The sequence below is a fragment of the Novosphingobium olei genome (assembly GCF_012927405.1).
Taxonomy (GTDB): Bacteria; Pseudomonadota; Alphaproteobacteria; order Sphingomonadales; family Sphingomonadaceae; genus Novosphingobium; species Novosphingobium olei.
In genome coordinates, this window is sequence record NZ_JABBGM010000010.1 from 112,565 (window position 1) to 137,338 (window position 24,774).

24 protein-coding genes are annotated in these 24,774 nt (G+C 65.3%); 10 read left to right on the forward strand and 14 right to left on the reverse strand.

Features of this window, described 5'->3' with window-relative positions:
* The first annotated feature begins 121 nt into the window (after positions 1–121).
* Positions 122–292 carry a hypothetical protein gene (locus tag HHL27_RS17925; RefSeq protein ID WP_169494757.1) on the forward strand — a complete coding sequence of 57 codons (171 nt, stop codon included), beginning with the start codon at positions 122–124 and terminating at the stop codon, positions 290–292.
* 31 nt (positions 293–323) lie between these two features.
* Here HHL27_RS17925 and HHL27_RS17930 read toward each other — a convergent pair whose 3' ends face one another.
* The gene (locus HHL27_RS17930; RefSeq protein WP_169494758.1) at positions 324–1,220 is read right to left on the reverse strand and encodes a DMT family transporter; all 897 of its coding nucleotides are present in this window, start codon (positions 1,218–1,220) and stop codon (positions 324–326) included.
* Between the two features lie 217 nt (positions 1,221–1,437).
* Here HHL27_RS17930 and HHL27_RS17935 point away from each other — a divergent pair, with 217 nt between their 5' ends.
* Positions 1,438–2,874 carry a L,D-transpeptidase family protein gene (locus HHL27_RS17935; protein ID WP_169494759.1) on the forward strand — a complete coding sequence of 479 codons (1,437 nt, stop codon included), beginning with the start codon at positions 1,438–1,440 and terminating at the stop codon, positions 2,872–2,874.
* 58 nt (positions 2,875–2,932) lie between these two features.
* Here the strand turns inward: HHL27_RS17935 and HHL27_RS17940 are convergent, their stop codons facing one another.
* The 10 genes from HHL27_RS17940 to HHL27_RS17985 all read right to left on the reverse strand — a co-directional run bounded on the left by HHL27_RS17940 (position 2,933) and on the right by HHL27_RS17985 (position 10,558).
* Positions 2,933–3,550, reverse strand: a complete 618-nt coding sequence (locus HHL27_RS17940) for a murein L,D-transpeptidase catalytic domain-containing protein (protein WP_169494760.1) — start codon at positions 3,548–3,550, stop codon at positions 2,933–2,935.
* Positions 3,551–3,598: 48 nt separating this feature from the next.
* The gene (locus HHL27_RS17945; protein ID WP_169494761.1) at positions 3,599–4,102 is read right to left on the reverse strand and encodes a GNAT family N-acetyltransferase; all 504 of its coding nucleotides are present in this window, start codon (positions 4,100–4,102) and stop codon (positions 3,599–3,601) included.
* Entirely contained in the window at positions 4,099–5,019 is a 921-nt protein-coding gene (locus HHL27_RS17950) for an EamA family transporter (protein WP_240959966.1), read from the reverse strand. Before HHL27_RS17950 ends, HHL27_RS17945 begins: the two co-directional genes overlap by 4 nt.
* 40 nt (positions 5,020–5,059) lie before the next feature.
* Positions 5,060–6,067: an amidohydrolase family protein gene (locus tag HHL27_RS17955; protein WP_206069681.1), complete on the reverse strand. Its 1,008-nt coding sequence runs from the start codon at positions 6,065–6,067 to the stop codon at positions 5,060–5,062.
* Positions 6,064–7,191, reverse strand: a complete 1,128-nt coding sequence (ispG, locus tag HHL27_RS17960) for a flavodoxin-dependent (E)-4-hydroxy-3-methylbut-2-enyl-diphosphate synthase (protein WP_169494762.1) — start codon at positions 7,189–7,191, stop codon at positions 6,064–6,066. Before ispG ends, HHL27_RS17955 begins: the two co-directional genes overlap by 4 nt.
* 9 nt (positions 7,192–7,200) lie before the next feature.
* Positions 7,201–7,767, reverse strand: coding sequence for a GNAT family N-acetyltransferase (locus HHL27_RS17965; RefSeq protein WP_169494763.1), 567 nt, complete (start codon positions 7,765–7,767; stop codon positions 7,201–7,203).
* A 58-nt stretch (positions 7,768–7,825) separates the two neighbouring features.
* On the reverse strand, positions 7,826–8,251 hold the full coding sequence (locus HHL27_RS17970; RefSeq protein WP_240959968.1) for a hypothetical protein: 426 nt from the start codon (positions 8,249–8,251) through the stop codon (positions 7,826–7,828).
* Positions 8,252–8,342: 91 nt separating this feature from the next.
* Entirely contained in the window at positions 8,343–8,798 is a 456-nt protein-coding gene (locus tag HHL27_RS17975) for a GFA family protein (protein WP_169494764.1), read from the reverse strand.
* Positions 8,799–8,823: 25 nt separating this feature from the next.
* Positions 8,824–10,254 carry a metalloprotease TldD gene (tldD, locus tag HHL27_RS17980; protein WP_169494765.1) on the reverse strand — a complete coding sequence of 477 codons (1,431 nt, stop codon included), beginning with the start codon at positions 10,252–10,254 and terminating at the stop codon, positions 8,824–8,826.
* A 76-nt stretch (positions 10,255–10,330) separates the two neighbouring features.
* Entirely contained in the window at positions 10,331–10,558 is a 228-nt protein-coding gene (locus HHL27_RS17985) for a zinc-finger domain-containing protein (RefSeq protein WP_169494766.1), read from the reverse strand.
* Between the two features lie 111 nt (positions 10,559–10,669).
* Here HHL27_RS17985 and HHL27_RS17990 point away from each other — a divergent pair, with 111 nt between their 5' ends.
* Together HHL27_RS17990 and nadB are read left to right on the forward strand one after the other, a co-directional pair.
* Positions 10,670–11,608: an ABC transporter ATP-binding protein gene (locus tag HHL27_RS17990; RefSeq protein ID WP_169494767.1), complete on the forward strand. Its 939-nt coding sequence runs from the start codon at positions 10,670–10,672 to the stop codon at positions 11,606–11,608.
* A gap of 374 nt (positions 11,609–11,982) precedes the next feature.
* Positions 11,983–13,566: an L-aspartate oxidase gene (gene nadB, locus HHL27_RS17995; protein WP_169494768.1), complete on the forward strand. Its 1,584-nt coding sequence runs from the start codon at positions 11,983–11,985 to the stop codon at positions 13,564–13,566.
* An 18-nt stretch (positions 13,567–13,584) separates the two neighbouring features.
* Here nadB and HHL27_RS18000 read toward each other — a convergent pair whose 3' ends face one another.
* Together HHL27_RS18000 and HHL27_RS18005 are read right to left on the reverse strand one after the other, a co-directional pair.
* The gene (locus HHL27_RS18000; protein ID WP_206069682.1) at positions 13,585–14,841 is read right to left on the reverse strand and encodes a glycosyltransferase; all 1,257 of its coding nucleotides are present in this window, start codon (positions 14,839–14,841) and stop codon (positions 13,585–13,587) included.
* Between the two features lie 416 nt (positions 14,842–15,257).
* Positions 15,258–15,506: a GlsB/YeaQ/YmgE family stress response membrane protein gene (locus HHL27_RS18005; protein ID WP_169494770.1), complete on the reverse strand. Its 249-nt coding sequence runs from the start codon at positions 15,504–15,506 to the stop codon at positions 15,258–15,260.
* Between the two features lie 671 nt (positions 15,507–16,177).
* Here HHL27_RS18005 and HHL27_RS18010 point away from each other — a divergent pair.
* The 3 genes from HHL27_RS18010 to HHL27_RS18020 all read left to right on the forward strand — a co-directional run bounded on the left by HHL27_RS18010 (position 16,178) and on the right by HHL27_RS18020 (position 20,930).
* Positions 16,178–18,094 carry a ribonucleoside-diphosphate reductase subunit alpha gene (locus tag HHL27_RS18010; protein WP_240959992.1) on the forward strand — a complete coding sequence of 639 codons (1,917 nt, stop codon included), beginning with the start codon at positions 16,178–16,180 and terminating at the stop codon, positions 18,092–18,094.
* 365 nt (positions 18,095–18,459) lie between these two features.
* Positions 18,460–20,388 carry an acyltransferase family protein gene (locus tag HHL27_RS18015; RefSeq protein WP_169494772.1) on the forward strand — a complete coding sequence of 643 codons (1,929 nt, stop codon included), beginning with the start codon at positions 18,460–18,462 and terminating at the stop codon, positions 20,386–20,388.
* A 125-nt stretch (positions 20,389–20,513) separates the two neighbouring features.
* Positions 20,514–20,930 (forward strand): PepSY domain-containing protein, encoded by a 417-nt coding sequence (locus tag HHL27_RS18020; protein WP_420874078.1) that lies wholly within the window; start codon positions 20,514–20,516, stop codon positions 20,928–20,930.
* A 257-nt stretch (positions 20,931–21,187) separates the two neighbouring features.
* Here HHL27_RS18020 and HHL27_RS18025 read toward each other — a convergent pair whose 3' ends face one another.
* Positions 21,188–21,463, reverse strand: a complete 276-nt coding sequence (locus HHL27_RS18025; protein ID WP_169494789.1) for a DUF2171 domain-containing protein — start codon at positions 21,461–21,463, stop codon at positions 21,188–21,190.
* 606 nt (positions 21,464–22,069) lie between these two features.
* Between HHL27_RS18025 and HHL27_RS18030 the strand changes: the two genes are divergently transcribed.
* Genes HHL27_RS18030 through HHL27_RS18040 form a run of 3 tightly spaced genes read left to right on the forward strand, consistent with a single transcriptional unit; the run spans position 22,070 to position 24,604 of the window.
* The gene (locus HHL27_RS18030; RefSeq protein WP_169494774.1) at positions 22,070–23,125 is read left to right on the forward strand and encodes a ribonucleotide-diphosphate reductase subunit beta; all 1,056 of its coding nucleotides are present in this window, start codon (positions 22,070–22,072) and stop codon (positions 23,123–23,125) included.
* A gap of 5 nt (positions 23,126–23,130) precedes the next feature.
* Positions 23,131–23,937, forward strand: coding sequence for a hypothetical protein (locus tag HHL27_RS18035; protein WP_169494775.1), 807 nt, complete (start codon positions 23,131–23,133; stop codon positions 23,935–23,937).
* Position 23,938: 1 nt separating this feature from the next.
* Positions 23,939–24,604, forward strand: a complete 666-nt coding sequence (locus HHL27_RS18040; protein ID WP_169494776.1) for a pentapeptide repeat-containing protein — start codon at positions 23,939–23,941, stop codon at positions 24,602–24,604.
* The last annotated feature ends 170 nt before the right edge of the window (positions 24,605–24,774 follow it).

Below are 24,774 nucleotides of genomic sequence, written 5' to 3' on the forward strand. Positions count from 1 at the left end.
TCACTTGAGCAGAACTCGTGCATGCGCAGCGATCTTGTATTTATCTGTAACGGATTTGTCGTATCATGCGTCTCCGGCCTTACCCTGACCGGAGAGGATAGGCCCAGTGAAAGGGCAAGACATGACCGGAAACATTGGTCGACACCGCCGCCCGCACGCTGGCGAGAACAGCCCGCCATCGCGCGCGCCGGCTTCGGGCGACAACACCCTGCAAGCCATTCTGGCCGCGATGACGGCCGCCCTGATTTCGGGCGGATTGTGGGCGCTGCTGCACAGCCAGCTGCCCTACTGAGCCCACCCGCCCGGCACCGCTGATCCGGTCATCAGACCGGTTCGATGTGCACGGCCTGACGGCGCGTGGCGAACAGGCACCCAGCCACGATCAGCGTGACACCGGCGAGCGTGCGCAGCGTGACCGGTTCGGCAAAGGCGATCCACCCGACCAGCGCTGCCCAGATGAATGCGGTGTATTCCAGCGGCACCAGCACTTGCGCCTCGGCTCGTGCATAGGCCCAGCCCAGCAGCATCAGCGAAGCCATCGCCAGCACGGCCGCCGCCGCGATCACACCCCAGATGGCCAGCGAAGGCCAGGGCGCGAGGAATGCCGCGCCCGGCGCCAGGAACAGGAACCCGAACGCCGCCTGGAAAAAGGCGATTTCCTCGGGCGCCGCCATCTGCGCCTGCCGCCGCTGCAGCACCAGGTTCCAGGCGTAGAGCACCGCCGAGGCGAGGATCGCCACCAGCCCGACCACGCCATCGTGCGTGTAGTTGCCACCGAACTTGCCCGCAGCGATCACGCCGACCCCGGCCAGTGCCAGCACCGACCCGCCGACCGCCCGGCGACTGACCGTTTCGCCCAGCAGCAGCGCCGCAAGATAGAGCGCGATCAGCGGGGCAATGAACGACAGCGCCATCGCCTCGGCCATCGGTGTGCGCACCAGGCCATAGAAGAACGTCACCGCCATCACCACCGCGACGAAGCCGCGAAGGACATGGACTTTCATCACCGCGCGCGTCGGCCAGCCGGTGGTGCCGGCCCGCCGCCGCTGGTGCCACCACAGCGGCGCCATGATCGCTGATCCCACCAGCCCGCGCCAGAACATCGCGCCGTAGGGTCCGACCGCGATCGAGGCGGCTTTCATCACCCCGTCCATCGCGCCGAACAGCGACAGTCCCAGCAGGGTCACCAGGATCGGCAGGAAATGGACATGGCGGCGCATCGCAGGGGCTTAGCGGTGCGGACTGCGACGAGAAAGTGCCGGATGAAACTTGTGCACCAACCCGGAACCTGCGCACGTGCACAACGATTCAGGATGCAGACAGGCGCGCTGCTTGATTGCGGCAGAGGCATCAGGCAGGACTCGCCGGGCGACTGCCACCGGCGGCCAGAAAGAGGGCCGCGTCTTGCTCCGGGCCAGGACAACAGGGAAACTGAACATGCGCTTTTTCGATCGAACCTGCCTCTCCAGCCTTCTGGGTGCGAGTCTCGTCGCAGGTTCGCTCGCCGCGACGCCGGTTCTGGCGCGCCAGCCCGACGGTCCGGTGGACCTGACCGCGCAGGCCCAACCGGCCAAGCCCGCGCCCACAAAGCCTGCCCCGGCCACCCCCGCGCCCAAGCCGTCCACGCCCGCGCCTTCCGCCGCCGCGCCTTCTCCGCTGGCGGTTCCGTCGACCTCCGCCACGCCTGTGGTCGAAGAGCCTGACACACTGCCGGTCGCGCACTGGACGCTGGCCGATGCGCAAAGCCTGCTCGCCACCATTCGCGGCATCGGCGCCGAAGGCCTGTTCGCCCGCGATTACGAGCCGGCCAACCTCGCCGCGGCGATCAAGGTCGGCGAAGGCGATGCGCTCGACCAGCTCGCCAGCCGCCTGTTCGTGTGGCTCGCCGAGGACCTGCGCGACGGGCGCACCCCGATGACCGCGCGCGTGCAGTGGTTCGCGGTCGATCCCGATCAGGACAACCACCCGAATGCCCAGCTTCTGGCGCAGGCGACTGAGACGCATGACATCAAGGGCGTGCTTGCCGGCCTTTCGCCCAAGCATCCCGATTATGCCCTGCTCAAGGACATGCTGTCCAAGACCAAGGACCCCAAGCAGATCGCGATGATCCGCGCGAACATGGATCGCTGGCGCTGGCTGGGTCAGGATCTGGGCCTGCAGTACCTGATCATCAACGTGCCCGAGCAGGAGCTGCGGCTGACGGTCAACAACCAGATCATCCGCACCTATCGCGCGATCGTCGGCAAGCCGGGCCGGACCGCCACCCCGCAGCTTGCCGAGCAGGTCAGGAACGTGGTGTTCAACCCCACCTGGACCGTCCCGCAGTCGATCGTCGTCGGCGAAGGCCTTGGCGCGCGGCTGATCGGCAATCCCCGTCAGGCGGCGCGCGAAGGCTATGTCGCCACCAAGAACGCCGACGGCACGATCACCGTCGTCCAGCAGCCGGGCGAAAACAACGCGCTCGGCCGGGTGAAGCTCGACATGCCCAACGAGCATGCGATCTACATCCACGATACGCCGAGCCGCCAGCTGTTCGCCCAGCCGCAGCGCGCGCTGAGCCACGGCTGCATCCGCGCCGAACGCGCGACCGAGCTCGCCATGACCATGGCGATCCTCGGCGCCGACCTGCCGCCCGAAACCGCGGTCGAATACAACCTGTCGGGCAAGTACACCAAGGTGCCGATGACCAAGCCCTGGGCGGTCTACATCACCTACTTCACCGTCGCGCGCGACGTGAACGGCGTGATGCGCAGCTTCGCCGATCTTTACGGCCGCGACCCGGCGGTCATCGCCAGCTTCGCCAAGCCGCGTGAACTGCACACCAGCCAGCGCAAGAGCAACGAAGCGGTGATCAAGCTGGACAATCCGCTCTGAGCGGTGCCGCTCTAAGCGGGGCGAGCCGTGGCTTGGGCGCGCGGGGAAATCCGCGTGCTCAATAAATCCCCAGCCGGTCGGCAAAGATCAGGCGTCCGCCCGACAGGTGCCACAGCGCCTCGTTGAAGTCGGCATCGCCCATGGCGAAGCAGCCATCGCTGCGGCCGAGCTTGCCCCACTTCTCGATCGCCGAGGCGTTGGCGTACCACGCCGGGTGCAGCACGATCGCGCGGTTGAGCACGTTCGAATTGTCGGCATCCATCCCGCCCAGCCGGATCGAGGTGCCGTACTTTCCGTAATACCATTCGTAGGTGATGTAGGCCCCGCGTGACGTCGCGAGGCTATTGGGTTCGTTCGAGAACCACTTGAGCATGCCGTCGTGCTCGGGGTCCGATCCCTTGCCATGGGCGACGAGGAACGAACGCACCTCGCCCTTTTCGAGGTCCGCGAAATGGAAGCGCGGCATGCTGGAAGGCAGGCCGAAATCGGCCACGCCGACCAGATCGGTTCGCCACAGCGAGCCGCGGTATTGCTCCAGCCGATCCTTGGCGACGCTCAGGATGCGCCGGTCGCGCTCGCTGGCGGTTGCGGCCTGCGCGAACACGCGCGTGGGCAGCGCCGCTGCCAGCGCGGCAAGCCCTGCGCCTTTCAACACGTCTCGTCTGTCGCGCTTCATCGCCCCGTCCATAGCAGTGCCGATCCTGCCGCAGCCTGAACGCGCGGCCTAGGCCTTTTCTGCGAGGGTTGCCGCACCTGCGCCCAGTTGCGTCAGCGCCGCCCCGTCGACGCGCATCACGGTCCATTCGTCCATGAAGCGTGCGCCCAGGGCCTTGTAGAAGCCGATCGACGGCTCGTTCCAGTCCAGCACCGACCATTCGAGCCGCGCGCAGTCGCGCTCCACCGCCAGCGCGGCGAGGTGCGAAAGCAGCGCCTTGCCAAGGCCGCTGCCGCGCGCCTCAGGCCGCACGAACAGGTCTTCGAGATAGATCCCCGGCTTGCCTTCGAAGGTCGAGAAATTGTGGAAGAACAGGGCAAAGCCCTGCGCCACCCCGTCGATCTCACCGATTACCACTTCGGCATAGGGCCGCGCGCCGAACAGCTTTTCGGCCAGAACCGCCTCGTCGAAGCGCACTTCGCCGGCGAGCTTTTCATACTCGGCCAGCGCGCGGATGAGTTCGGCGATCAGGCCGGTGTCGCCGCGCGTTGCCGGCCGTATCGAAAGCGTCATCGTGTCTTCCCCGTCTGCATCATCGTTTTCAGGCGCGGCCACAGCATGCCCAGCGCAAGCCCCGCCATGACCAGCGCGAAGGCCACCAGCTTCCAGGTCTGCAGCGGCTCACCCAGCACCAGCGCCGATGCGCCAAGCCCGAACACCGGCACCAGCAGCGCCAGCGGCGCGACTTGCGCGGCCGGATGCCTGCCCAGCAGCCAGCCCCACGCGGCGTAGCCGAACATCGTGTTGCCGACCGATTGCCACAGCACCGCGCCCCAGGTCCAGCCATCGGCCGCCGCGATCCCGCGCGCCATCGCCGCCGGGCCTTCCAGCAGAAGCGCAAAGCCGAGCAGCGGCGGCACCGCGAACAGCGCCGACCAGACGACATAGGAAAGCATGTTAAGTTTCGGGTCATGCTGGCCGGCCGCCCTTGCCACCATGTTGCCGCCCGACCAGCTCAACGCCGCGGCCAGCACCAGCACCAGCCCCAGCGGCGTCGCGCTGCCGTCGGTGTGGGTCAGGATCACCGCAAGGCCCGCGGTCGCCAGCAGCAGCGCCGCCACTTGCGCCAGCGCAACGCGTTCGCCGGTCAGCCGCATCGACAGGCCGATCGTGAAGAACACCTGCACCTGCACCACCAGGCTGGCGAGCCCCGGCGTGATCTGCCCGCGCATCGCCGTGAACAGCAGCCCGAACTGCCCCGCGCCGATCAGCACGCCATAGAACGCCAGGTTGCGCCACGGCACCTTCGGTCGCGGCAGTACCAGCGCGAGCGGGAAGAACACCAGCACGAAGCGAAGCATCGCGAGCGTCAGCGGCGGCAGATGCGCCAGCGCCAGCTTGATGACGACGAAGTTCGTCCCCCACACTGCCATGACGGCAAGCGCGAGCAGCAGGTGAAGAGCGGGAAGGCCGTGGCGTGAAGGGGTCAAGGGCAGGTCCGGTTGGCCCCCGGCGAAATCCGGCAAAGGCCTACATCGCCGCGTGGCGGGCCATCGTCGCTGCGTCAAGCCGCAGGAAGCGCGCGGCGTTATTGTAGAAGATGTCGCGCTTCTGCGCCCTGGTCAGGAACGGCGCACTTTCGACCGCCTCGATCGCCTTGCCGATCGCTTCTGGCCAGACCATCTGGTCCGAACCGAACATGATCCGCTTGGCAAAGCCCGCGTCGACCAGTTCCTTCAGATAGGCATGGAAGGTGGCGCGCGGCTGCGTCCAGTCGATCACCCCCAGATCCACGTAGACCTGCGGATGGCTGTAGAGCAGCGCGATCATGTCATCGCGCATGGGAAAGCCCGCGTGCATCACGTTCAGCCGCAGCTTGGGGTGGCGCAGCAGCACCTCCTCCAGCAGCAGCGAGCTCGACAGCCGCGCACGGTAGCCCGAGCCGGGAAGGTAGCCGACGCCCGGCGGCCCAGGGCCCACGTGGATCGATACCGGCAGGTCTTCCTTTTCGGCGAAGGCCCAGATCCTCTCCGCGCGCGGATCGTCCGGCGCAACGCCATCGTATTGCAGGCCAAGCTCGCCGATCGCCATGGCCTCGCCCTGCGCATGAAGCGCGGCGAATTCCTGCTCGAAGCCAGCGGCCAGCGGCCAGTCAGGGATCAGGCTGGGGATCAGCCGTGCAGGCGCTGCCTTGCGCCACCGGTCGACAACCGCCTTGGGACCGGAGACGAGCCCGATGACATTGTACTTGTCGAGCTGCGCGATCGAGCGCGTCATCACTTCGTCATCGGTCTTCGGCGAAACGATGGGATCGCTGCACCCCGCCCCCTGGAACAGCGTGCCGAAGCTCTCCATCGGGGCGTGCGCCGGGTCCCACACCGGCATGGTGATGGGGCTGCACAGCGCCAGCGGCGGCGGGCCCTGCTGGTCCGCCGCCAGCGCGTGCAGGTGCATGTCGATGATCGGCTCGCGCGCCTCGGCACGGCCTGCCAGCACTGCCACCAGCGCCAGCATGGCCGCCCCGGCGCGCAGCGTCACTCCGCCGCCTCGGTCACTGCGTCGGACGCGGCCTCGATCTCGGCGGCCTTGGCCTCCACCAGCGCGACGATGTGGTCGAGCATCTCTTCGGACTGCACGTGGTGGTCGGTCACGCCCGACAGATAGACCATGTGCTTGCCGTTGCCGCCGCCGGTCACGCCGATATCGGTCTCGCGCGCTTCGCCAGGACCATTGACCACGCAGCCCAGCACCGACAGCGAGATCGGCGTCTTGATATGGGTCAGCCGCTTTTCCAGCGCTTCCACCGTGCGGATCACGTCGAAGCCCTGCCGCGCGCAGCTGGGGCACGAAACCACGCGCACGCCGCGGGTGCGCAGCCCCAGTGCCTTGAGAATCTCGAAGCCGACGCGCACTTCTTCTTCCGGCTCGGCCGAAAGCGAAACGCGCAGCGTGTCGCCGATGCCCGCCCACAGCAGGTTGCCGATCCCGATCGAGGACTTGACCGTGCCGCCGATCAGCCCGCCCGCCTCGGTGATGCCAAGGTGCAGCGGGCAGTCGACCGCTTCGGCAAGCCCCATGTAGGCGCTCACGGCCAGGAACACGTCGCTGGCCTTCACCGCCACCTTGTATTCGTGGAAATCGTGGTCCTGCAGCAGCTTGATGTGATCGAGCGCGGATTCCACCAGCGCCTCGGGGCACGGCTCGCCGTACTTTTCCAGCAGATCCTTCTCCAGGCTGCCGGCGTTCACGCCGATGCGGATGGCGCAGCCGTTGGCCTTGGCCGCGCGCACCACTTCGGCCACGCGCTCGTTCGAACCGATGTTGCCCGGATTGATGCGCAGGCACGCCGCGCCCGCATCGGCGGCTTCAAGCGCGCGCTTGTAGTGGAAGTGGATGTCGGCAACGAGCGGCACGCGGGCCGCCTTGACGATCTTGCCGAACGCAGCGGTGCTTTCCACGTCGGGGCAGGAAACGCGGATGATGTCGGCGCCCGCCTCCTCGCAGCGACGGATCTGGTCGATCGTCGCGACCGCATCGCTGGTGGGCGTGTTGGTCATGGTCTGGACGGTGATCGGGGCATCGCCGCCGACGGGGACCGAACCGACCATGATCTGGCGGCTCTTGCGACGCTCTATCGTGCGCCAGGGACGGATCGAAGACATGGGCTGGTCCTATACCTGCGCCGCGTCGGCAAGGCTACCGCCAGCGCCATCAATCTTGGATGTCATCTTTCGGGCATAGAGAAACTCGGGATCGCAGTGATTGCCGACCCAGAATTCGATGTCCGCGATCTTGGCAAAGCCATAGCGGTGATAGAACCGCTGCGCCTCGACGTTTTCGCTGTAGACGGTCAGCTGCACTTCGTCCGCGCCTTCCAGCGCAGCCTGCGCCAGGGCCCAGTCCATCAGCCGCTTGCCCAGCCCGCCCCCGATCCGCGCCGGGTCGGTGTAGAGCTGCTTCAGCTCGAGCGGACGCGCCGCGTCGCTGTACCCTTCCGACAGCGTGCTGCTCAGCACCAGCTTGCAGAACGCGATCAGCGCACCGTCTTCCTCGATCACCGCGATGCGCATGCCGGGATCGGCGATCTCGGAAGCGACCTTGGCGTCACTGTGCGCCTGGCCCAGGAAAGTCGCGAAATCCTCGGGCTTGTAGAGGTGGACGAACTTCGCGGTCACCGCGCGCCGGCCAAGGTCGGCAAGCGCGGCGGCATCGGCGGGAGAAGCAAGACGGAGAATCATGGCTCCCGTCTAGCTCTCCTGCCGATCGCTTGCCAGCGCAACGGTTGCTGCGCGGCGCTTACTGCGCCGCCGCGACCTTCACCTTCTTGTACGGCACGAACTTGTCGAGCCCGACGAAACCCCGCCAGAAGCCACCGACGCGGTCGCGCAGCTGAACGGTGTCGACGCTGCACAGCTGCGATCCGGTCAGTCGCGTGACGAGGATGTCATCGTCGTCGAGCGTTTCAGCGCCCGTCTTCGGCCGCTGCACGTAAAGCGTGCTGCCCGTGTCATAGACGATCGCGGTCTTGTTGATCACGCGGGCCGAGGAAACCGCCGGGTTGTAGATGCAGTCGACCGGTTCGCCCGCGACCCGCCCCTCGAGCAGCTTGGCAAGCTGCTGCTCGCCGGTCAGCCGGGGTTTCGCCTCGGCCGAAACGCCGCCTGCCAGAACCATTGCGCCTGCCGCAAGGGCAAGCCCCATATTGCGTGCTGTCTTCGCCATGATTCGCGTTTCCTTCTGCGTTCGATCTACGATCGATATTGCCTTGCGCCTGAACGGGTGCTGACCGGCAGGTTGATCACCGCGCCCTGCCTCATGGTGCCTCGCCACGGGCGAGCGCCGCCCAGTCTTCGTCGGCCGGCTGGGTATCGAAGGCAATTGCGCCTGCCGGCAGCGCGATCCACGGCTGCTTGTCGCGCACCCACACATGGAAGGCAGGGACCAGCCCCGCACTGTCGTCTCGCGTGCCCGCGCGGATCGTCGGCCACGCCGGGCGGCGTTCGTTCACGGTGTAGAGCCGCGTCAGGCAGAACGGGCAGGCATGGTGCGTCACCCGCGCTCCGCTCACCGCCAGCACCGTGCCCGAGATCGTCTCGCCATCGACGACAAGATCGGACGCGGCAACCTGCTGGTTCAGCGCGAAGGCCGATCCCTGCCGGGACTGGCAGCCGGTGCAGTGGCAGGCATACGGGCGCAAGCCGGCGTCGATGGCGGTATAGCGCACCGCGCCGCAGCCGCATCCGCCGGTGATGACCTGCCCCTGCGCCACGGCATCCTCCTCCTCCCCTGCCCGATCAGGCGGTGCCGCCCACGGTCAGCCCTTCGACCAGCAGCGTCGGCTGCCCCACGCCTGCCGGCACCGACTGTCCGCCCTTGCCGCAGATGCCGACGCCTTCGTCCAGCGCCATGTCGTTGCCGATCCCGGTCACGCGGGTCAGCACGGTCGGCCCGTCGCCGATCAGCGTCGCGCCCTTGATTGGCGCGCCGAGCTTGCCGTTCTCCACGCGATAGGCCTCGGTGCAGGAAAACACGAACTTGCCGCTGGTGATGTCCACCTGCCCGCCGCCGAAGCTCTTGGCATAAATGCCGTTCTTCACGCGTGACAGCAGCTCGGCCGGATCGTCGTTGCCGCCGCGCATGAAGGTGTTGGTCATCCGCGGCATCGGCGCGTGGGCATAGCTTTCGCGGCGACCGTTGCCGGTTGGCTCCACGCCCATCAGCCGCGCGTTGAGCCGATCCTGGATATAGCCCTTCAGGATGCCGTCCTCGATCAGGATGTTCTCCTGCGTCGGCGTGCCTTCGTCGTCGATCGAAAGCGAGCCGCGCCGCCCCTGCCCGTTCACGCCCAGAAGCGATCCGTCGTCGATCACGGTCACGCCCGGCGCGGCCACGCGCTGGCCGATGCGGCCCGAAAACGCGCTGGTGCCCTTGCGGTTGAAATCGCCTTCAAGGCCATGGCCCACCGCTTCGTGCAGCAGCACGCCCGGCCAGCCGGGACCGACCAGCACGGTCATCTCGCCCGCCGGCGCCGCCACCGATTCCAGGTTCACCAGCGCCTGCGCCAGCGCGCTGTCGATGGCCCGGTTCCACGTCTCGGGCGCGAACAGGTCGTCATACAGCCGCCGCCCGCCGATCCCGAACGTGCCCGTCTCGCGCCGCCCGTTGTGCTCGGCCACGATCGACACGTTCAATCGCACCAGCGGCCGCACGTCGTGCGCGACGAAACCGTCGGCGCGCACGATCTCCACCACCGACCAGCTCGCCGAAAGCGAGGCCGACACTTGCGCCACGCGCGGATCGCGGGCGCGCGCGGCGGCATCGATGGTCTCGAGCAGGCGGACCTTGGCCTCGAACGGCACGGCATCGAGCGGCGAGGCATCGGTATAGAGATGGCGGTTGTGCCCGCGGGGCGGCGGCGCCGCCTGCCCCTTGGCCGGATCGAGCAGCGCCAGCGTCTCGCCCGCCCGCGCGATGGCGGTCGCGGAAATCTCGTTGGCATGGGCAAAGCCGGTCATCTCGCCCGAAACGCCGCGCAGGCCGAAGCCCGCGTCGCGCGAATAGTCTGCGGTCTTGAGCCGCCCGTCATCGAAGCCGAAGCTTTCGGACGCGATGAACTGGAGATAGAGCTCGCCATCGTCGCACGCCTTGAGCGTGTCGCGCGCAAGGCGCAGCGCATCGTCGGGGGTGAGCAGGCCGGGGCGATAGAGCAGCGAGCGGGTATCCATCGCCCCGATATAGGCGCGTTCGCTGTCCCTTGCTACTGCACCCGCGTCACTACGGGCGCAGGCTCACGGCAGGCGCTTATTCCGGATTGATGTCGCCGGGCGAAACTTCGTGGATGCCGGCCTCGGCCGGGCCGCCCTTCAGCACGAAGCGGCGGTCGCAGTAACCGCACTCGGCAAAGCCCTTCTCGTCGATTTCCATGTAGACGCGCGGGTGGCCCAGCGCGCTGCCGCCGCGAATGTCGGTCGCGCCATCGCACCATACGCGGGTGGAGTCGGTGAAGATCGTCTCGGGAGCCTTGATCATGGCCTCGCGCGCTAGCAAAACCGCATGCAGGCGACAAGCGGGCCCGTGACGCTAGGCCGTCACCCTAGTTGCCCCTTTACCTTGTCCTTTCACGCGGGCAGGGAGAACGCCATGACCACCCCGCCCGCCATCCAGATCCGCGATCTCGTCAAGCGTTACGCGCCCACCGGCAAGGCCCCGGGCAAGCTCGCGCTCGACGGGGTCAGCTTCGATGTGCCGCAAGGCCAGATCTTCGGCCTGCTCGGCCCCAACGGCGCAGGCAAGTCCACGCTGATCAACACGCTCGCCGGGCTCGTGATGAAATCATCGGGCCATGTCGAGATCTGGGGGCACGACATCGATCGCCACCCGCGCAACGCCAAGGCCTCGATCGGCATCGTGCCGCAGGAAATAGTGTTCGACCCCTTCTTCACGCCCGTGGAAGTGCTCGACATCCAGGCCGGGCTCTATGGCGTGCCCAAGGCGCAGCGCCGCTCGATGGACCTGCTGCGCGCGGTGCATCTTGCCGACAAGGCCGATGCCTATGCCCGCTCGCTTTCGGGGGGCATGAAGCGCCGTCTGCTGGTGGCCAAGGCGATGGTCCACAGCCCGCCGGTGCTGGTGCTCGACGAGCCGACCGCAGGTGTCGACGTCGAACTGCGCCGCCAGCTGTGGGAACTCGTGGTCAAGCTGAACCGCGAGGAAGGCGTCACCGTCGTCCTTACCACGCACTACCTCGAAGAGGCCGAGGAACTGTGCGACCGCATCGCGATCATCAACCACGGCAAGCTGATCACCAACAAGCCGACGCGCGAACTGGTCGATATGGCGCGCGAAAAGATCGTCGTGCTGACGGTGGATCGGGACGTTTCCGCTGCACCGCAACATCCTGCGTTCCTGAAAAGCACGGTCGCTGGCGAGCGCACGGTCGAAATCACCTACGACAAGGACCGGATGAACGCCGGGCAGGTCCTCGCGCTGGTGCAGGACCAGGGCTACGCGATTGCCGACGTGTCCACGCGCGAAGCGGATCTCGAGGATGTGTTCGTCCGCCTCACCACCGCCGGGTGATCGGCCAAGTTACTGAACGGGGCTGACTTCTTCCTTGTCGGCGCGCCAGCCGCCGCGCGGGCGGCGGCGGATGCCCGCGCCGCAGTGGCGGCAGTGCGAGACATACGACAGGCCATCCCACGAGATCCGATCCCGCTGGGGCCGATGCCGGTTGAAAAGGCAAAGCAGTCTACCGAACATTGCTTTTCAAAACCTGCGCTGGAGTCGGCGCACCTTACCCCTGATGCTGCGACTGCGAAATGAAAAATACGTAATGTCCGCAGTTTATTGGTTTTCGGACATTAAGCATGTTGCCCCTGTGAACCGTCTTTTCAAACTGCGGCCACGGGCGCAAAGGGCAGGTCCTGCCCATCTGCTAGCGGAGCCGCGCGGTTTTGACCCAACATGACGTCCTGATCATCGGCTCCGGCGCTGCCGGCCTTACCGCAGCCCTTGTCCTTGCCGAACGCTGCAAGGTGCTCGTGCTGGCCAAGGGGGCGCTCGATGGCGGCTCGACCAACTGGGCGCAGGGCGGCATCGCCGCCGTGCTCGACGAAGGCGATACTTTCGACAACCACATCCGCGACACGATGATCGCCGGCGCCGGGCTCAACCGCCGCGAAACGGTCGAATTCGTCGTCGAACACGCCCCGCAGGCGATTGCCCGCCTCGCCGAACTCGGCGTGCCCTTCAATGCCGAACAGGGCAGCCTCCACCTCACCCGCGAAGGGGGCCATTCGCACCGCCGCATCGTCCACGTCGACGATGCCACCGGCGCTGCCGTGCAGAAGGCGCTGCTCAAGGCGGCGACCGATCATCCCAACATCACCCTGCTGCCGGGCCATGCCTGCATCGACCTGATCACCGGCCGCCACGAAGCCGCGCGCTATTCGGGCTCGGGCCGCGTGTGGGGCGTCTACGCGCTCGACGAAAGCACCGGCCGGGTCGAAGCCTACACCGCGCGCGCCACGATCCTGGCGACCGGTGGCGCGGGCCGCGTCTACCAGTTCAGCACCGCCCCGCGCGGCGCCACCGGCGATGGCATCGCCATGGCCTGGCGGGCGGGCGCGCGCATCTCCAACATGGAGATGATGCAGTTCCACCCGACCTGCCTCTACAACCTCGACGTCAAGAACTTCCTCATCACCGAGGCGGTGCGCGGCGAAGGCGGGCGGCTGGTCAATCCGCGCACCGGCAAGCGCTTCATGACCTTCTACGATCCCGAACGGCTCGAACTCGCCCCGCGCGATGTCGTCGCCCGCGCGATCGATTCCGAAATCAAGAAGTTCGGGCTCGACTACGTCCACCTCGACATCAGCCACATGCCGGCCGATTTCGTGCGCGGCCACTTCCCCAACATCTACGAACGCCTGCTCGGCCTTGGCATCGACATGACGCGCCAGCCGATCCCGGTGGTGCCCGCCCAGCACTACACCTGCGGCGGCATCCTCATCGATCTCGCCGGCCGCACCGACCTGCCCGGCCTTTATGCCGCGGGAGAATGCACCGAAAGCGGGCTGCACGGCGCCAACCGCCTCGCATCGAATTCGCTGCTCGAATGCTTCGTGTTCGGCGATGCCGCCGCGCGCGACATCCTGGCGCGCTGGGACAGCTTCGATGCGCCGCCCGCCGTGCGGCCGTGGGATGAAAGCCGCGTGACCGATTCCGACGAGGAAGTCGTCATCAAGCAGAACTGGACCGAAATCCGCCGCTTCATGTGGAACTACGTGGGCATCGTGCGCACCAACAAGCGGCTCGAACGCGCCGCGCACCGCATCAAGCTGCTGTTCGACGAAGTGAACGACTACTACGGCCACTTCCGCGTCTCGACCGACCTGATCGAGCTGCGCAACCTGCTGCAGAGCGCCGAACTGATCGTCCGCTCGGCCCGGGCGCGGCACGAAAGCCGCGGCCTGCACTACAATCTCGATTATCCGGACACCGCCGAAAAGCCCGTCGACACCGTGCTGGTGCCCTGATCGCCCCGTAGGAGGGGTTCAGGTGTTGGCGTGGCGATGGCCGGCCAGCGTGCGCGCCGCGCTGCGCAGCGTGGTGTCCTCGGCAAAGGTGCCGCCGGCGGATTCGCAAATGAACAGTTCGATCCGCTCGCGCAGCCCCGGCGTCTCGGGCTCGAGCAGGTACTGCACCGCATCGGCTAGCCGACCCACGTCGGCAAAGGTCGCCCGCTTGCGCGTTTCCTCGACCATGCCGCGCCAGCGCGCCTCGTCCTCGGCCATGGCGCACATCGCGCGGGTGATCGCCTCGATGCTGCTCGCCTCGACCACGTAACCGTTGACGAGATTGCGCACCAGCGCATCGCTCGCGCCCACCGCGCTCGAAACGATCGCGGGCAGCCCCAGGCTCGCCGCCTCGTTGACGACCAGCCCCCACTGCTCGATGTGGCTGACCAGCACCAGCGCGAGCGCGCCGCTCATCCGCCGGGCCACCTCCTCGCTGCCGAGGAAGCCGGTGAAATCGACCAGCCCCACGATGTCGAGTTCGGCGATCAGCGCGCGCAGCTGGCTTTCCTTCGGCCCCGCGCCGATCAGCACCAGCCGCCGCACCGGCGCCTTGGTCCGCGCAACGTATCCGGCATAGGCGCGCACCAGCGACGTCAGGTTCTTCTTGGGCACGAAGCGACCGGCAAACACGAACGGGCGGTCCTCGTAGGCAACCTGCGCCGTCTCCACCAGCGCGCCGGCCTGCCGCTCGACCCGCTCGCAGCTGACCACGTCGTAGCCCGGCACCACCGCCTGCCGCGCGATGCCCAGCGACCGGACATAGTGCAGCGCCCGCCCGCCCGAAACGATCGCCGCCGAATAGGGCAGCAGGAGCAGCCGCTTGAGCACTTCGACCACGACATTGCGCTGGGCATCGTCGTGCTTGGAATCGGTCATCATCACCACGCGGCGGCCGAACAGGCGCAGCAGCCAGGACGTCACGATCACGTAAGGGTCGCTGTAGGGAATGCCGATGAACACCGTCTGGCATCCCCACAGGGCTCCCAGCAGCGCCCTGGTGCGCTTGAAGAACGACAGCGATTCCAGCTCGGCGCCGGGGAACAGCGTCTGCTTGCGGGCAAAGCCCAGGGGCCGCGAGGCGGGCCAGGAATAGGTCTGCGACCCCGTCGCCACTTCGACCGCGAGCACGTCGTAGCGCTCGCCGAGACGCTGCCCGATCGCGTCGCAGCGGTCGCAGTGATAGTCCGCGAACTGGCTCCAGACGATGCCGAAGCGCGCCTTACGTGGCATCATTGGTTTCACCATACCGCACCGCAGCAGACATAGCTTTGCAGCCTAAAATGGGAAGTCCGCGAAAGTTATATGAGAATTAATTTTCGTTCATGACAGTTTGCTGCCAACTGTTGGCACGGCTGGTCGCACGTTACTGGAATCTTAGGAGACACTTCGCTCCAAAATAAGACGCAACAATTGCCTTATCCGGACCGAAGCGGATAATTTCCTTATCGAATGCTCTGCGATAAACTTGACTATAGTTTAGATTGAACTCGGCCTCGGCAACTTGCTCATTGTCATGTCGATCATGCTGACCGGCGATGAACCTCGGCTTGCCGGTCTTCGTGCGCCAGCGCGTGGACGCCACGCACCCGCTTGGCACGCCACCATGCAGACAAGGCCCCCGCCGCCCCCGGGGCAGGCGCCCCTTGGTCTCAGAGATGCCGGCCCAGGAAGATCAGCACCACCGCCCCGATCACCGAAGCGAGGCAGCCGGCGCGGCTCACGCCATCGCCGAACGTGCTCTTGTCGCGCCAGCTGGCGAACAGCCCCGCCACCAGCGAACCGCCGATGCCGAGCAGGATCGTCTTGAGCAGCCCCATCTCGACCGCGCCGGGATAGACGAACCGGGCGAGCGCGCCGACGACAAGGCCGGTCACGAGTATCGACAGGATATTGAGCATCTGCGCTTGCACCTTCTGCAGGGCGTCCAGGCCCGAGCCGTCCCATAACGATTTTCCACAGGTCCCGTGCCGGGCGCAAATTTATTTTACGTAATCCACATCCCCCCTTGAACAGGGCCTCGCCCCACGCGTCGCTGCACTGCACAATGACTGTCACTGCGATGAAACGAATCGTAACTGCGACGAAACGAATCGCCCTTCAGGCTATCACCCCCTTGTGTCTCATGGTGGTTGAGGCACTATGGATAGTGGTTGAACCGGTGGGGGACCTCTAGACCTTGTTTGAAGCAGACGGGCACTGCAAAGTGCGCGACAGGCTTCTGCGCCCTCCGCGCGACAGGTCGCAGGTCCCCCGCCGGATACCTATATCGGTTGGGCACCCCGGAACTCTCGTTCCAGTTATGTTCCAATCGGTGTAGGATCGGGACAGACCCGATTCGACCGGGCCAGTCAGAAGCGCTTGCGGTTCGCCGCTTCGCCTTCGGGACAGCAGGATCATGAAAACGGCCTCGCGCTCTCGCGCCGGGCCCGCGAAGCGGGGGTTGCAGGTGGATTTCAGGACTGGGGACGGCTCCGTGACGACACAGGATGAACTGGGTTTCGACAGCGGCACGGATGGCGGCACCGCCACGCTCGCGCCCGAAGCCCCGAACGAGGCGCAGGCAATCGGCATGGGTACCAAGGATCAGGGCAGCGATACCCTGCTGGCGGGCATGACCGCGGCCATGGCGGCCACCGTCGCCGCGGCGGCGGCCCCTGCGGCCAAGGTCGATTCCAAGACCGTCCAGCCGCGCCGCTTCTCGATCGCCACCGATGCCTCGCGCGATGCGCTGCTGACCGCGTTCGGCAAGGACACGCTCGACGACCGCTACCTGCTGCCCGGTGAAAAGTACCAGGACCTGTTTGCCCGCGTCGCCGATGCCTATGCCGACGATCAGGGCCACGCCCAGCGGCTCTACGACTACATCTCGAAGCTGTGGTTCATGCCGGCAACGCCCGTCCTCTCGAACGGCGGCACGGGCCGCGGCCTGCCGATCTCGTGCTACCTGAACTCGGTCGAAGACAGCCTCGAAGGCATCGTCGGCACCTGGAACGAAAACGTCTGGCTCGCCTCGCGCGGCGGTGGCATCGGCACCTACTGGGGCCAGGTGCGCGGCATCGGCGAATCCGTCGGCCTCAACGGCAAGACCAGCGGCATCATCCCCTTCGTGCGCGTGATGGACAGCCTCACCCTCGCGATCAGCCAGGGTTCGCTGCGCCGTGGTTCGGCGGCGTGCTATCTCGACGTGTCGCACCCGGAGATCGAGGAGTTCCTCGAAATCCGCAAGCCCTCGGGCGATTTCAACCGCAAGGCGCTGAACCTGCACCACGGCGTGCTGCTGACCGACGAATTCATGGAAGCCGTCCGCGATGGCGCCGAATTCGCGCTGCGCAGCCCCAAGGACGGCTCGGTGCGCGGCAAGGTCGATGCGCGCAGCCTGTTCCAGAAGCTGGTCGAAACCCGCCTCGCCACGGGCGAACCCTACATCGTGTTCAACGACACGGTGAACCGCACGATGCCCAAGCATCACCGCGATCTGGGCCTCAAGGTCTCGACCTCGAACCTGTGCTCGGAAATTACCCTGCCCACGGGTCGCGACCACCTCGGCAACGATCGCACTGCGGTGTGCTGCCTCTCGTCGCTCAACCTCGAAACCTGGGACGAATGGAACGGCGACAAACAGTTCATCGAAGACGTCCTGCGCTTCCTCGACAACGTCCTGCAGGACTACATCGACCGCGCGCCCGAAGAGATGGCCCGCGCCCGCTATTCGGCGATGCGCGAACGCAGCGTCGGCATGGGCGTGATGGGCTTCCACTCGTTCCTGCAGAAGAAGGGCATCGCTTTCGAGAGCGCCATGGCCAAGGCCTGGAACCTCAAGATGTTCAAGCACATCGCCGCCAAGGCCGATGAAGCGTCGCTGCTGCTGGCGCAGGAACGCGGCCCCTGCCCGGATGCCGCCGACATGGGCGTGATGCAGCGCTTCTCGTGCAAGATGGCGATCGCGCCCACCGCGTCGATCTCGATCATTTGCGGCGGCACCAGCGCCTGCATCGAACCGATCCCGGCCAACATCTACACGCACAAGACGCTGTCCGGCTCGTTCGTGGTCAAGAACGAGTACCTCGAAAAGCTGCTGCAGGAAAAGTCGAAGGATTCCACCAACGTGTGGAACTCGATCCTCGAACGCGGCGGCTCGGTCCAGCACCTCGACTTCCTCAGCCCGGAAGAAAAGGCGATCTACAAGACCAGCTTCGAAATCGATCAGCGCTGGCTGCTCGAATTCGCGGCCGACCGCACCCCGTTCATCGACCAGGCGCAGTCGCTCAACCTCTACATCCCGGCAGACGTCGACAAGTGGGACCTGCTGATGCTCCACTTCCAGGCGTGGGAAAAGGGCATCAAGTCGCTCTACTACCTCCGCTCGAAGTCGGTCCAGCGCGCAGGGTTCGCCGGTGGCGTCGAAGCGGACAACACCGCCGAAGCGCCCAAGATCGAACTCAGCGCCGGCCCGACCGACTACGAGGAATGCCTCGCCTGCCAGTGATGGCCGGGCCTTGAGGCCGGCAAGCTCGACAACTTTCGGACAACAAGGGGGATCGGTGGCAACGCCGGTCCCCTTTCTGCTTTGGGTCGACCTGCCTGCGATGCAACTGGCGTGCGGGGGTCCCGCTCGCCGTCTTGACGCGGCGCGCGCCTCGGCTGGCAAGTCATGCTTCCCACACCAAAACCGGATTGTTTCAACGATCCTCGCAGGTTGCGCTGGAACAAGGGCTGCCGCTGACTGTGGATGAGCGGGTCGTTACCACTCGCGCTCTATAAAAATTCAGATAATATTCACCCGGTGACCAGCTTTGATTCCTGCCGCTCTGCGTGGCCATTATCGCCCGGTGCGGCCATCGGCTTCGGCGCATGACGGAAAGTCCTGCGACCGGGCGGCACGGCGTCGCCCTCGCACCGCCCGCATCGCCAGCGTTCCGGTCCGACATCAACGTCCTGCGCGCGATGGCCATCGTCGCGGTGATGGGCTTCCACTACCGTCTTGCCGGCTTTCCCGGCGGCTTTGCCGGGGTCGACGTGTTCTTCGTCGTCTCGGGCTTCCTGATGACCGGCATCGTCGTCTCGCGGCTCGAAGCGGCGCGGTTCTCGCTCCTCGATTTCTACGTCAACCGCACCTTGCGCATCGTGCCGGCGCTGGTCGTGGTGCTCGCCGTCCTGCTCGGCGTGGGATGGTTCCGGCTGATCCCCGCCGATTACCAGATCCTCGGCAAGAACGCGGCGATGGCGGCGCTGTTTGCCAGCAACCTGCGCGCGCACGTCGATTATTTCGGCGCCGACATCGGGCAGGAATGGCTGCTCCATACCTGGTCGCTCAGCCTCGAATGGCAGTTCTACCTGCTCTATCCGGTCGTGCTGCTGGCGGCGTGGAAGCTGGGCCTGCGCCGGTGGATCCCTGCATTGCTGGCGCTGGGCGCGCTGGCATCCTTCGCCATCTCGCTCTGGCTGCTGCACCACCTGCCGATCGCCGCGTTCTACCTGCTGCCCTCGCGCGCGTGGGAGCTGCTGGCGGGCGGCCTTGTCTGGTACGCGCCGGAATTGGCTGTGCCCCGCGCTCGCATCCTGCGGCTGGCGGGCGCTGCGCTGCTCGCGCTGACGCTGGCGCTGGCCGACGATCGCGCCTGGCCGGGCGTGCTCGCGCTGCTCCCCACGCTCGGCACCGCGCTGATCCTCGCCGCCGGTCCCGCCCGCCTGCCCGATCCGGTCGAACGCGCGACCGGCTGGCTCGGCCTTGCCTCCTATTCGATCTACCTCTGGCACTGGCCGCTGGCGCTGTGGGTCAATGCCAGCCACCCCGCCGACTTGCGCTGGAGCGCGGCCGCCATCGCGCTTTCGGCGGCGCTCGGCCTTGCCTCCTACCACATCGTCGAACAGGCGCCCGGCCGGTTTCGGGCGCGGCGGCGCGGTGCGCTGGCGCTGGTCGTGGCGCTCGCGCTGGTGGCCGCTGCGGGCTGGGCGATCGCCCGCAGCGAAGGTCTGCCGAACCGCTTCGGACCCGCCATCGCCCAGGTCGAAAGCGATGCCCGCACCCTGCCATCGTTCCCGCCGCGCTGCTTCGCGCTGCCCGGCGAAGCGCCGTCGCTGTGCCGCTTCGGCAAGGGCGCACCGCAGCTGATCCTTGTAGGAGACAGCCACGCCGCCGCCGCCTTCCCCGCGTTCGAGGCTGCCGGGGGGCCGGACCGCGCCTTCCAGTTCGGTGCCTACGTCGGGTGCATGCCGGTGTTCGGCGGGCGCACCGCCGTCGTGCCCAGCCGCTGCGGCGAATTCGCCACGCGCGTGCTGCCCTCGCTCGCCCGGCCGCGCACCATGCCCGTGGTGCTGATCGCCAGCTGGCAGTCCTATTTCGACGTCGTCTACGGCCCGTTCGGACGCGAGGAAGCCGCCGGCGATGCCGCCAGCGTGGTGCGCAGCTTCCGGGACACCGCCTGCAAGCTGGCGCAGGCCGGCCCGACGTATGCGTTGCTGCCCGTGCCCGGTTTTGCCGAGCCGGTCCCGCTCGCGCTCGAGCGCCGCCTGCGCGATGGCGTGGCGGGGGAGATCACCACCCCGCTCGCCCTGCACGAGCGCGCCAATGCCCAGGCCTATGCCATGCTGCGCGATGCATCGCGGCGCTGCGGACTGCGCCTGCTCGATCCCGCGCCCCTGCTGTGCCGGGGCGGGCAGTGCCTCGGCTCGCTGCAGGGCCGCGCATTCTACCGCGATACCGAGCACCTCAGCGTGGTCGGCGCGCGCCGCCTCGCCCCGCTTGCCGCGCAGGTGCTCGATCGGGGCGCCATGCGCTGACGGGATCGGCTGGCAGGCTGCGGCGTTACCGCCTGCGACATTTCGCGGCTTGCGCTTTCCTGCGACAACGCGCGACAATCCCGCCGCTTGCCTGATCCCGGCGAGCACTTATAGACCTGCGATCAATTCGCAATATCAAAGGGGATCTTTTCATGCGCAAGTGGCACCGCTGGCTTTCGGTGTTCTTTTCGGTGTTCCTGCTGTGGATCGCGGTCACCGGCGTGCTCAGCCAGGTCGTCCCGCTGCTGGGCCGTGGCGATGGCGATGGCCCCAGGGCCGCGCAAGTGCAGGCCAAGCCCGCCTTCACCTGCCCGCCCGACTACATGTGCCGGCCCAAGCCCAAGCAGGGCGATCCGCGCGCGCTGGTCGGCCTGCTGCACCACCTCCATTCGGGCGAAAGCTTCGGACCGCTGGGCGTGGTGATCGCCACCCTGTCGGGCTTCGCGATGGTGTTCTTCAGCTTCTCGGGGCTGTGGATGTACGTGCAGATGTGGCGCAACCGCGCCAAGCGCAGCCTCAAGCCAGGCTGGTTCTGGAAGTAAGCCTCGGGCGACACGGCCCGCACCCCCACCCGGCCTCCCACGCAAGTATCCTGAATGGGAGGCCGGGTGGGGGTGCGGGCCGGTGCCGCGCAAGCGGTCGGCGCAGCCGGCCGCGGATCATGCACCCGCAAAGAAAAACGCCCCGCCGTGCAGACGGGGCGCCTTCCGGCCTTGCCATTTACGACGTGGCGGGGCCTGGCTCCGAAGGGGACGGAGCTTTCGCAAGCGGGCGCATTGCCCTTATCCCTTGTCTTCGCTTACTTTTCTTCTTCCATGCCATAGGCAACATCGCCATTGGCCGACAGGCGCACCTTGTCGCCTTCCACCCCGGCGACGAGGCCGAGCGAGATGTAGTGGTGGTGCCCTTCATGGCTGCCGCTTCCGCTGTCCTTCCTGGTCAGCTTGATGCGGTGGCCATCGACATGGTCGACCGTGCCGACGTGCACGCCATCGGCGCCGATCACTTCCATGTGCTCGCGGATCTGCTGGGCGACCTGCGTGTTGCCCGCGCCGTCACCGGCGCCGCCGCCCATCTGCGAACGGTCGTTGTTCTGGAACTGGCTCTGCTGGCCAGAACCGGCGCCATCGCCCATCTGGCCCGCTCCGCCCTGCTGCTGCTCGGCCTGGGCGCTGCCTTCGCGGCCGCTGCCATAGCCCATCTGGTCGCCCTGCTGGCCCGACTGGCCCTGCTGCTGGTCCATCTGGCCGCCCTGCCCGCTGCGCTGACCATCGCCATTCCAGCGCTGGTCGCCCGAAGGCTGCTGCGCCCCGTTGCCGGCGGCGGTAACATTGCGCGAATCGTTGGGTTCATATTCACCCATGGCGAATCTCCTCTCAGGGGTATTGGTGGGTGCTTCCCGCATCCGGCTTGATCGTCGGACCGAGCGAGCGTCTGCCCCATCAATGCCGCGGAAAACCGGGCGTTCCCTGCCCAGCGGGGCACATCCCCGCGCTGCGCCCGCCCGCGCCCTGGCTGCGACGAAACGAGTGGCCCGCACCCGCCCCTCGCCGGCCCTGCCCGCGCCCTCCATCACGGCGGTGGAAAACCCGGCCCATGCCCGCCGGGGAAGTGTCGAAACGCTTCCGTCAGGTGCCTTCGTACCCTACATTGGAGGGCCAGATTCACGAGGACCCGTCCGATGCCCCTTCTCGAAGCCCGCAAGACCTACAAGCCCTTCGAATATCCGTGGGCCTATGAATTCTGGAAGCGCCAGCAGCAGATCCACTGGATGCCTGAAGAAGTGCCGCTGGGCGAGGATTGCCGCGACTGGGCACAAAAGATCAGCGAGCATGAACGCAACCTGCTGACGCAGATCTTCCGCTTCTTCACCCAGGCCGACGTCGAGGTGCAGGATTGCTACCACGAAAAGTACGGCCGCGTGTTCAAGCCGACCGAGGTCAAGATGATGCTCGCCGCCTTCTCCAACATGGAGACGGTGCACATCGCCGCCTATTCGCACCTGCTCGACACCATCGGCATGCCCGAAAGCGAATACGGCATGTTCCTCGAATACGAGGAGATGAAGGCCAAGCACGATTACCTGCAGCTGTTCGGCGTCGATACCGACGAAGACATCGCCCGCACCCTCGCCATGTTCGGCGGCTTCACCGAAGGGCTCCAGCTCTTCGCCAGCTTCGCCATGCTGATGAACTTCCCCCGCTTCAACAAGATGAAGGGCATGGGCCAGATCGTCAGCTGGTCGGTGCGCGATGAATCGCTCCACTGCGAAGGCATCACCCGCCTGTTCCACGCCTTCGTGCAGGAACGCGGCTGCCTGACCAAGGCGGTGAAGGAAGACATCATCGATTGCTGCCAGAAGACCGTGCGGCTCGAAGACGCCTTCATCGATCTCGCCTTCGAACAGGGCCCCGTTCCGGGCATGAGCCCCAAGGAAATCAAGCGCTACATCCGCTACATCGCCGACTGGCGCCTGGGCCAGCTGGGCTTCCAGCCGATCTACATGATCGAGGACCACCCCCTGCCCTGGCTCGCCCCGCTGTTGAACGGCGTGGAACACGCCAACTTCTTCGAAACCCGCGCCACCGAATATTCCAAGGCCGCCACCCGCGGCAACTGGAACGACGTCTGGTCGAGCTTCGACAGCCGCCGCAAGGCCAAGATCGCCGCCAACGAACCGACCACCGAAGAAGCCGACGTCGACATGTTCGGCGCCGCGGGGATTGCGGCGGAGTAAGCATTATGTCGGGAAGTAACCATACGAAGGCATTTCCCGACTTGATATCAATTGACGCGTGGCACTCTGAGGCGGCCGATTTAGACGGACGTTCACTTCACATCGACGCTTCATTCTCTGAGGCAAAAATCGGCGAGGAAGCGGATTCAAAAATTCGCTTCAGCCTTCGTCTAAAGAAGGCCGATGTTGTCTTTACGACATCGCCAACTTCACAAGTGGCGATAATTCAGCGTTCTGTCGCACGCGAAATCTCATCAATTGGCGTTACTGAGATTACTCAAGAACGTCAGAGCAAGAACGATTTTGATGCGGGCGGCACCATTTCAGCATCTCCCAAACCAAGTGCCAGTGCTCGTTTAGCAGCGAGCACTTCGCTAAACAGTGAAATGACGGCTAAAACTCATTTAACACGCGATGTTGGTGAGATTGATTGGCGGCATAAAAAGGACGCTGACGGCAACCATTGCTGGAGTGTATCTAGCGCGGTAGGCAACAATTTAATTGGCAAGCCATGGGACCCGATCAACCAGCCACGGCTGGCGTTTAGGAAAAAGGGTTCAATCTCGGATCTAGAAGATCCTTTACGAGTAAGAATTATTTGTCGCCGCGAAGATTTTGAGATTGGATCACTTGAGTTAAAGAACACCAGCGCTGTCGAAAAAATTCGCGCAGGAAGCCATCGCAACAGAATTGTGGCGGCCGAAGCAGCGATAAGATTTATTTTGGAACAAGAAGGTCTAGATCACACCGACATAAGCGAGAAGTTCTCCAAAATAGTTCTTGGAGAGTCAATCGTTTTCCCGGAGGATTAAGATGCATTGGTCGGAGATTATAGAAAGAATACTTCTATCTCCTACTTCAGATTTAAAAAAGCTTGCCCAGTTGTCCGGATTTCCTCCGGAACAATTCTATAGAATGCAAGATTTATCTGGCTGCGACCTCCGAGGTCAAGACCTCAGGGGGCTTGACCTTACAGGATGCAACCTAAAATCCGCCTTACTTGACGACGCAACTCAAATTGATCCAGAATTCGATTACAGAAATAATAGAGAGGATTTCACCCGAATACCAATTAGTTCTGATGTCAATACAATGACTCTGAATTTCATGGCGGAGCGCAAGATATCAAATTTAGAAAGAGCATATACAAGACTATTGTCTTTGTCCCTTTCTGTAGCAGATTGCAAACAATTGGATTTCTATATTTCTCTTATTGAAAAAAACAGGGATCTAAGACGCGTTTATTACCAGAAGCCCAAAAGGTCAGACGTAATCTTTAGTGCCCCGAAGGAAATTGAGGATTTTTTTGAGGATTTTATAAGAGATCCAAACTATACAGATTTATCACTGAGAAATATGATACTTATCGGGCTATTGAGGCATCGAATTAAACCGGGCAGTAAAAAAGATTACTCTCAGCTATCGCTGAATGCTTTTTATCCTCCAAGATTGATAAAGGTCGAACGCTCGCTGGCCTAAGGGCAATACCCCCTATCTTGACAAAACGTACCATATAGGTTATACGCCCCCCCCACGGACCGGGAGCGGCATGGCCGGCTTGCTCTTCGCTCCTTCGGGCCAATCTCCACGATGGGAAAGGCCCGACGCGACCGGCGCGGGTCGGCGCTGCGGGAGCCGCATCCCTTTCG

What these genes read in the sequence shown, in the direction of transcription:
- HHL27_RS18035 (WP_169494775.1), top strand. Translation starts at nt 23,131, where the DNA reads ATGTCGGGAAGTAACCATACGAAGGCATTTCCCGACTTGATATCAATT.
- HHL27_RS18015 (WP_169494772.1), top strand. Translation starts at nt 18,460, where the DNA reads ATGACGGAAAGTCCTGCGACCGGGCGGCACGGCGTCGCCCTCGCACCG.
- tldD (WP_169494765.1), bottom strand. Translation starts at nt 10,254, where the DNA reads ATGGATACCCGCTCGCTGCTCTATCGCCCCGGCCTGCTCACCCCCGAC.
- HHL27_RS17935 (WP_169494759.1), top strand. Translation starts at nt 1,438, where the DNA reads ATGCGCTTTTTCGATCGAACCTGCCTCTCCAGCCTTCTGGGTGCGAGT.
- ispG (WP_169494762.1), bottom strand. Translation starts at nt 7,191, where the DNA reads ATGTCTTCGATCCGTCCCTGGCGCACGATAGAGCGTCGCAAGAGCCGC.
- HHL27_RS17925 (WP_169494757.1), top strand. Translation starts at nt 122, where the DNA reads ATGACCGGAAACATTGGTCGACACCGCCGCCCGCACGCTGGCGAGAAC.
- HHL27_RS18005 (WP_169494770.1), bottom strand. Translation starts at nt 15,506, where the DNA reads ATGCTCAATATCCTGTCGATACTCGTGACCGGCCTTGTCGTCGGCGCG.
- HHL27_RS17930 (WP_169494758.1), bottom strand. Translation starts at nt 1,220, where the DNA reads ATGCGCCGCCATGTCCATTTCCTGCCGATCCTGGTGACCCTGCTGGGA.
- HHL27_RS17945 (WP_169494761.1), bottom strand. Translation starts at nt 4,102, where the DNA reads ATGACGCTTTCGATACGGCCGGCAACGCGCGGCGACACCGGCCTGATC.
- HHL27_RS18030 (WP_169494774.1), top strand. Translation starts at nt 22,070, where the DNA reads ATGCCCCTTCTCGAAGCCCGCAAGACCTACAAGCCCTTCGAATATCCG.
- HHL27_RS18025 (WP_169494789.1), bottom strand. Translation starts at nt 21,463, where the DNA reads ATGGGCGGCGGCGCCGGTGACGGCGCGGGCAACACGCAGGTCGCCCAG.
- HHL27_RS17940 (WP_169494760.1), bottom strand. Translation starts at nt 3,550, where the DNA reads ATGAAGCGCGACAGACGAGACGTGTTGAAAGGCGCAGGGCTTGCCGCG.
- HHL27_RS18000 (WP_206069682.1), bottom strand. Translation starts at nt 14,841, where the DNA reads ATGATGCCACGTAAGGCGCGCTTCGGCATCGTCTGGAGCCAGTTCGCG.
- HHL27_RS18010 (WP_240959992.1), top strand. Translation starts at nt 16,178, where the DNA reads ATGGGTACCAAGGATCAGGGCAGCGATACCCTGCTGGCGGGCATGACC.
- HHL27_RS17990 (WP_169494767.1), top strand. Translation starts at nt 10,670, where the DNA reads ATGACCACCCCGCCCGCCATCCAGATCCGCGATCTCGTCAAGCGTTAC.
- HHL27_RS17985 (WP_169494766.1), bottom strand. Translation starts at nt 10,558, where the DNA reads ATGATCAAGGCTCCCGAGACGATCTTCACCGACTCCACCCGCGTATGG.
- HHL27_RS17965 (WP_169494763.1), bottom strand. Translation starts at nt 7,767, where the DNA reads ATGATTCTCCGTCTTGCTTCTCCCGCCGATGCCGCCGCGCTTGCCGAC.
- HHL27_RS18040 (WP_169494776.1), top strand. Translation starts at nt 23,939, where the DNA reads ATGCATTGGTCGGAGATTATAGAAAGAATACTTCTATCTCCTACTTCA.
- HHL27_RS17970 (WP_240959968.1), bottom strand. Translation starts at nt 8,251, where the DNA reads ATGGCGAAGACAGCACGCAATATGGGGCTTGCCCTTGCGGCAGGCGCA.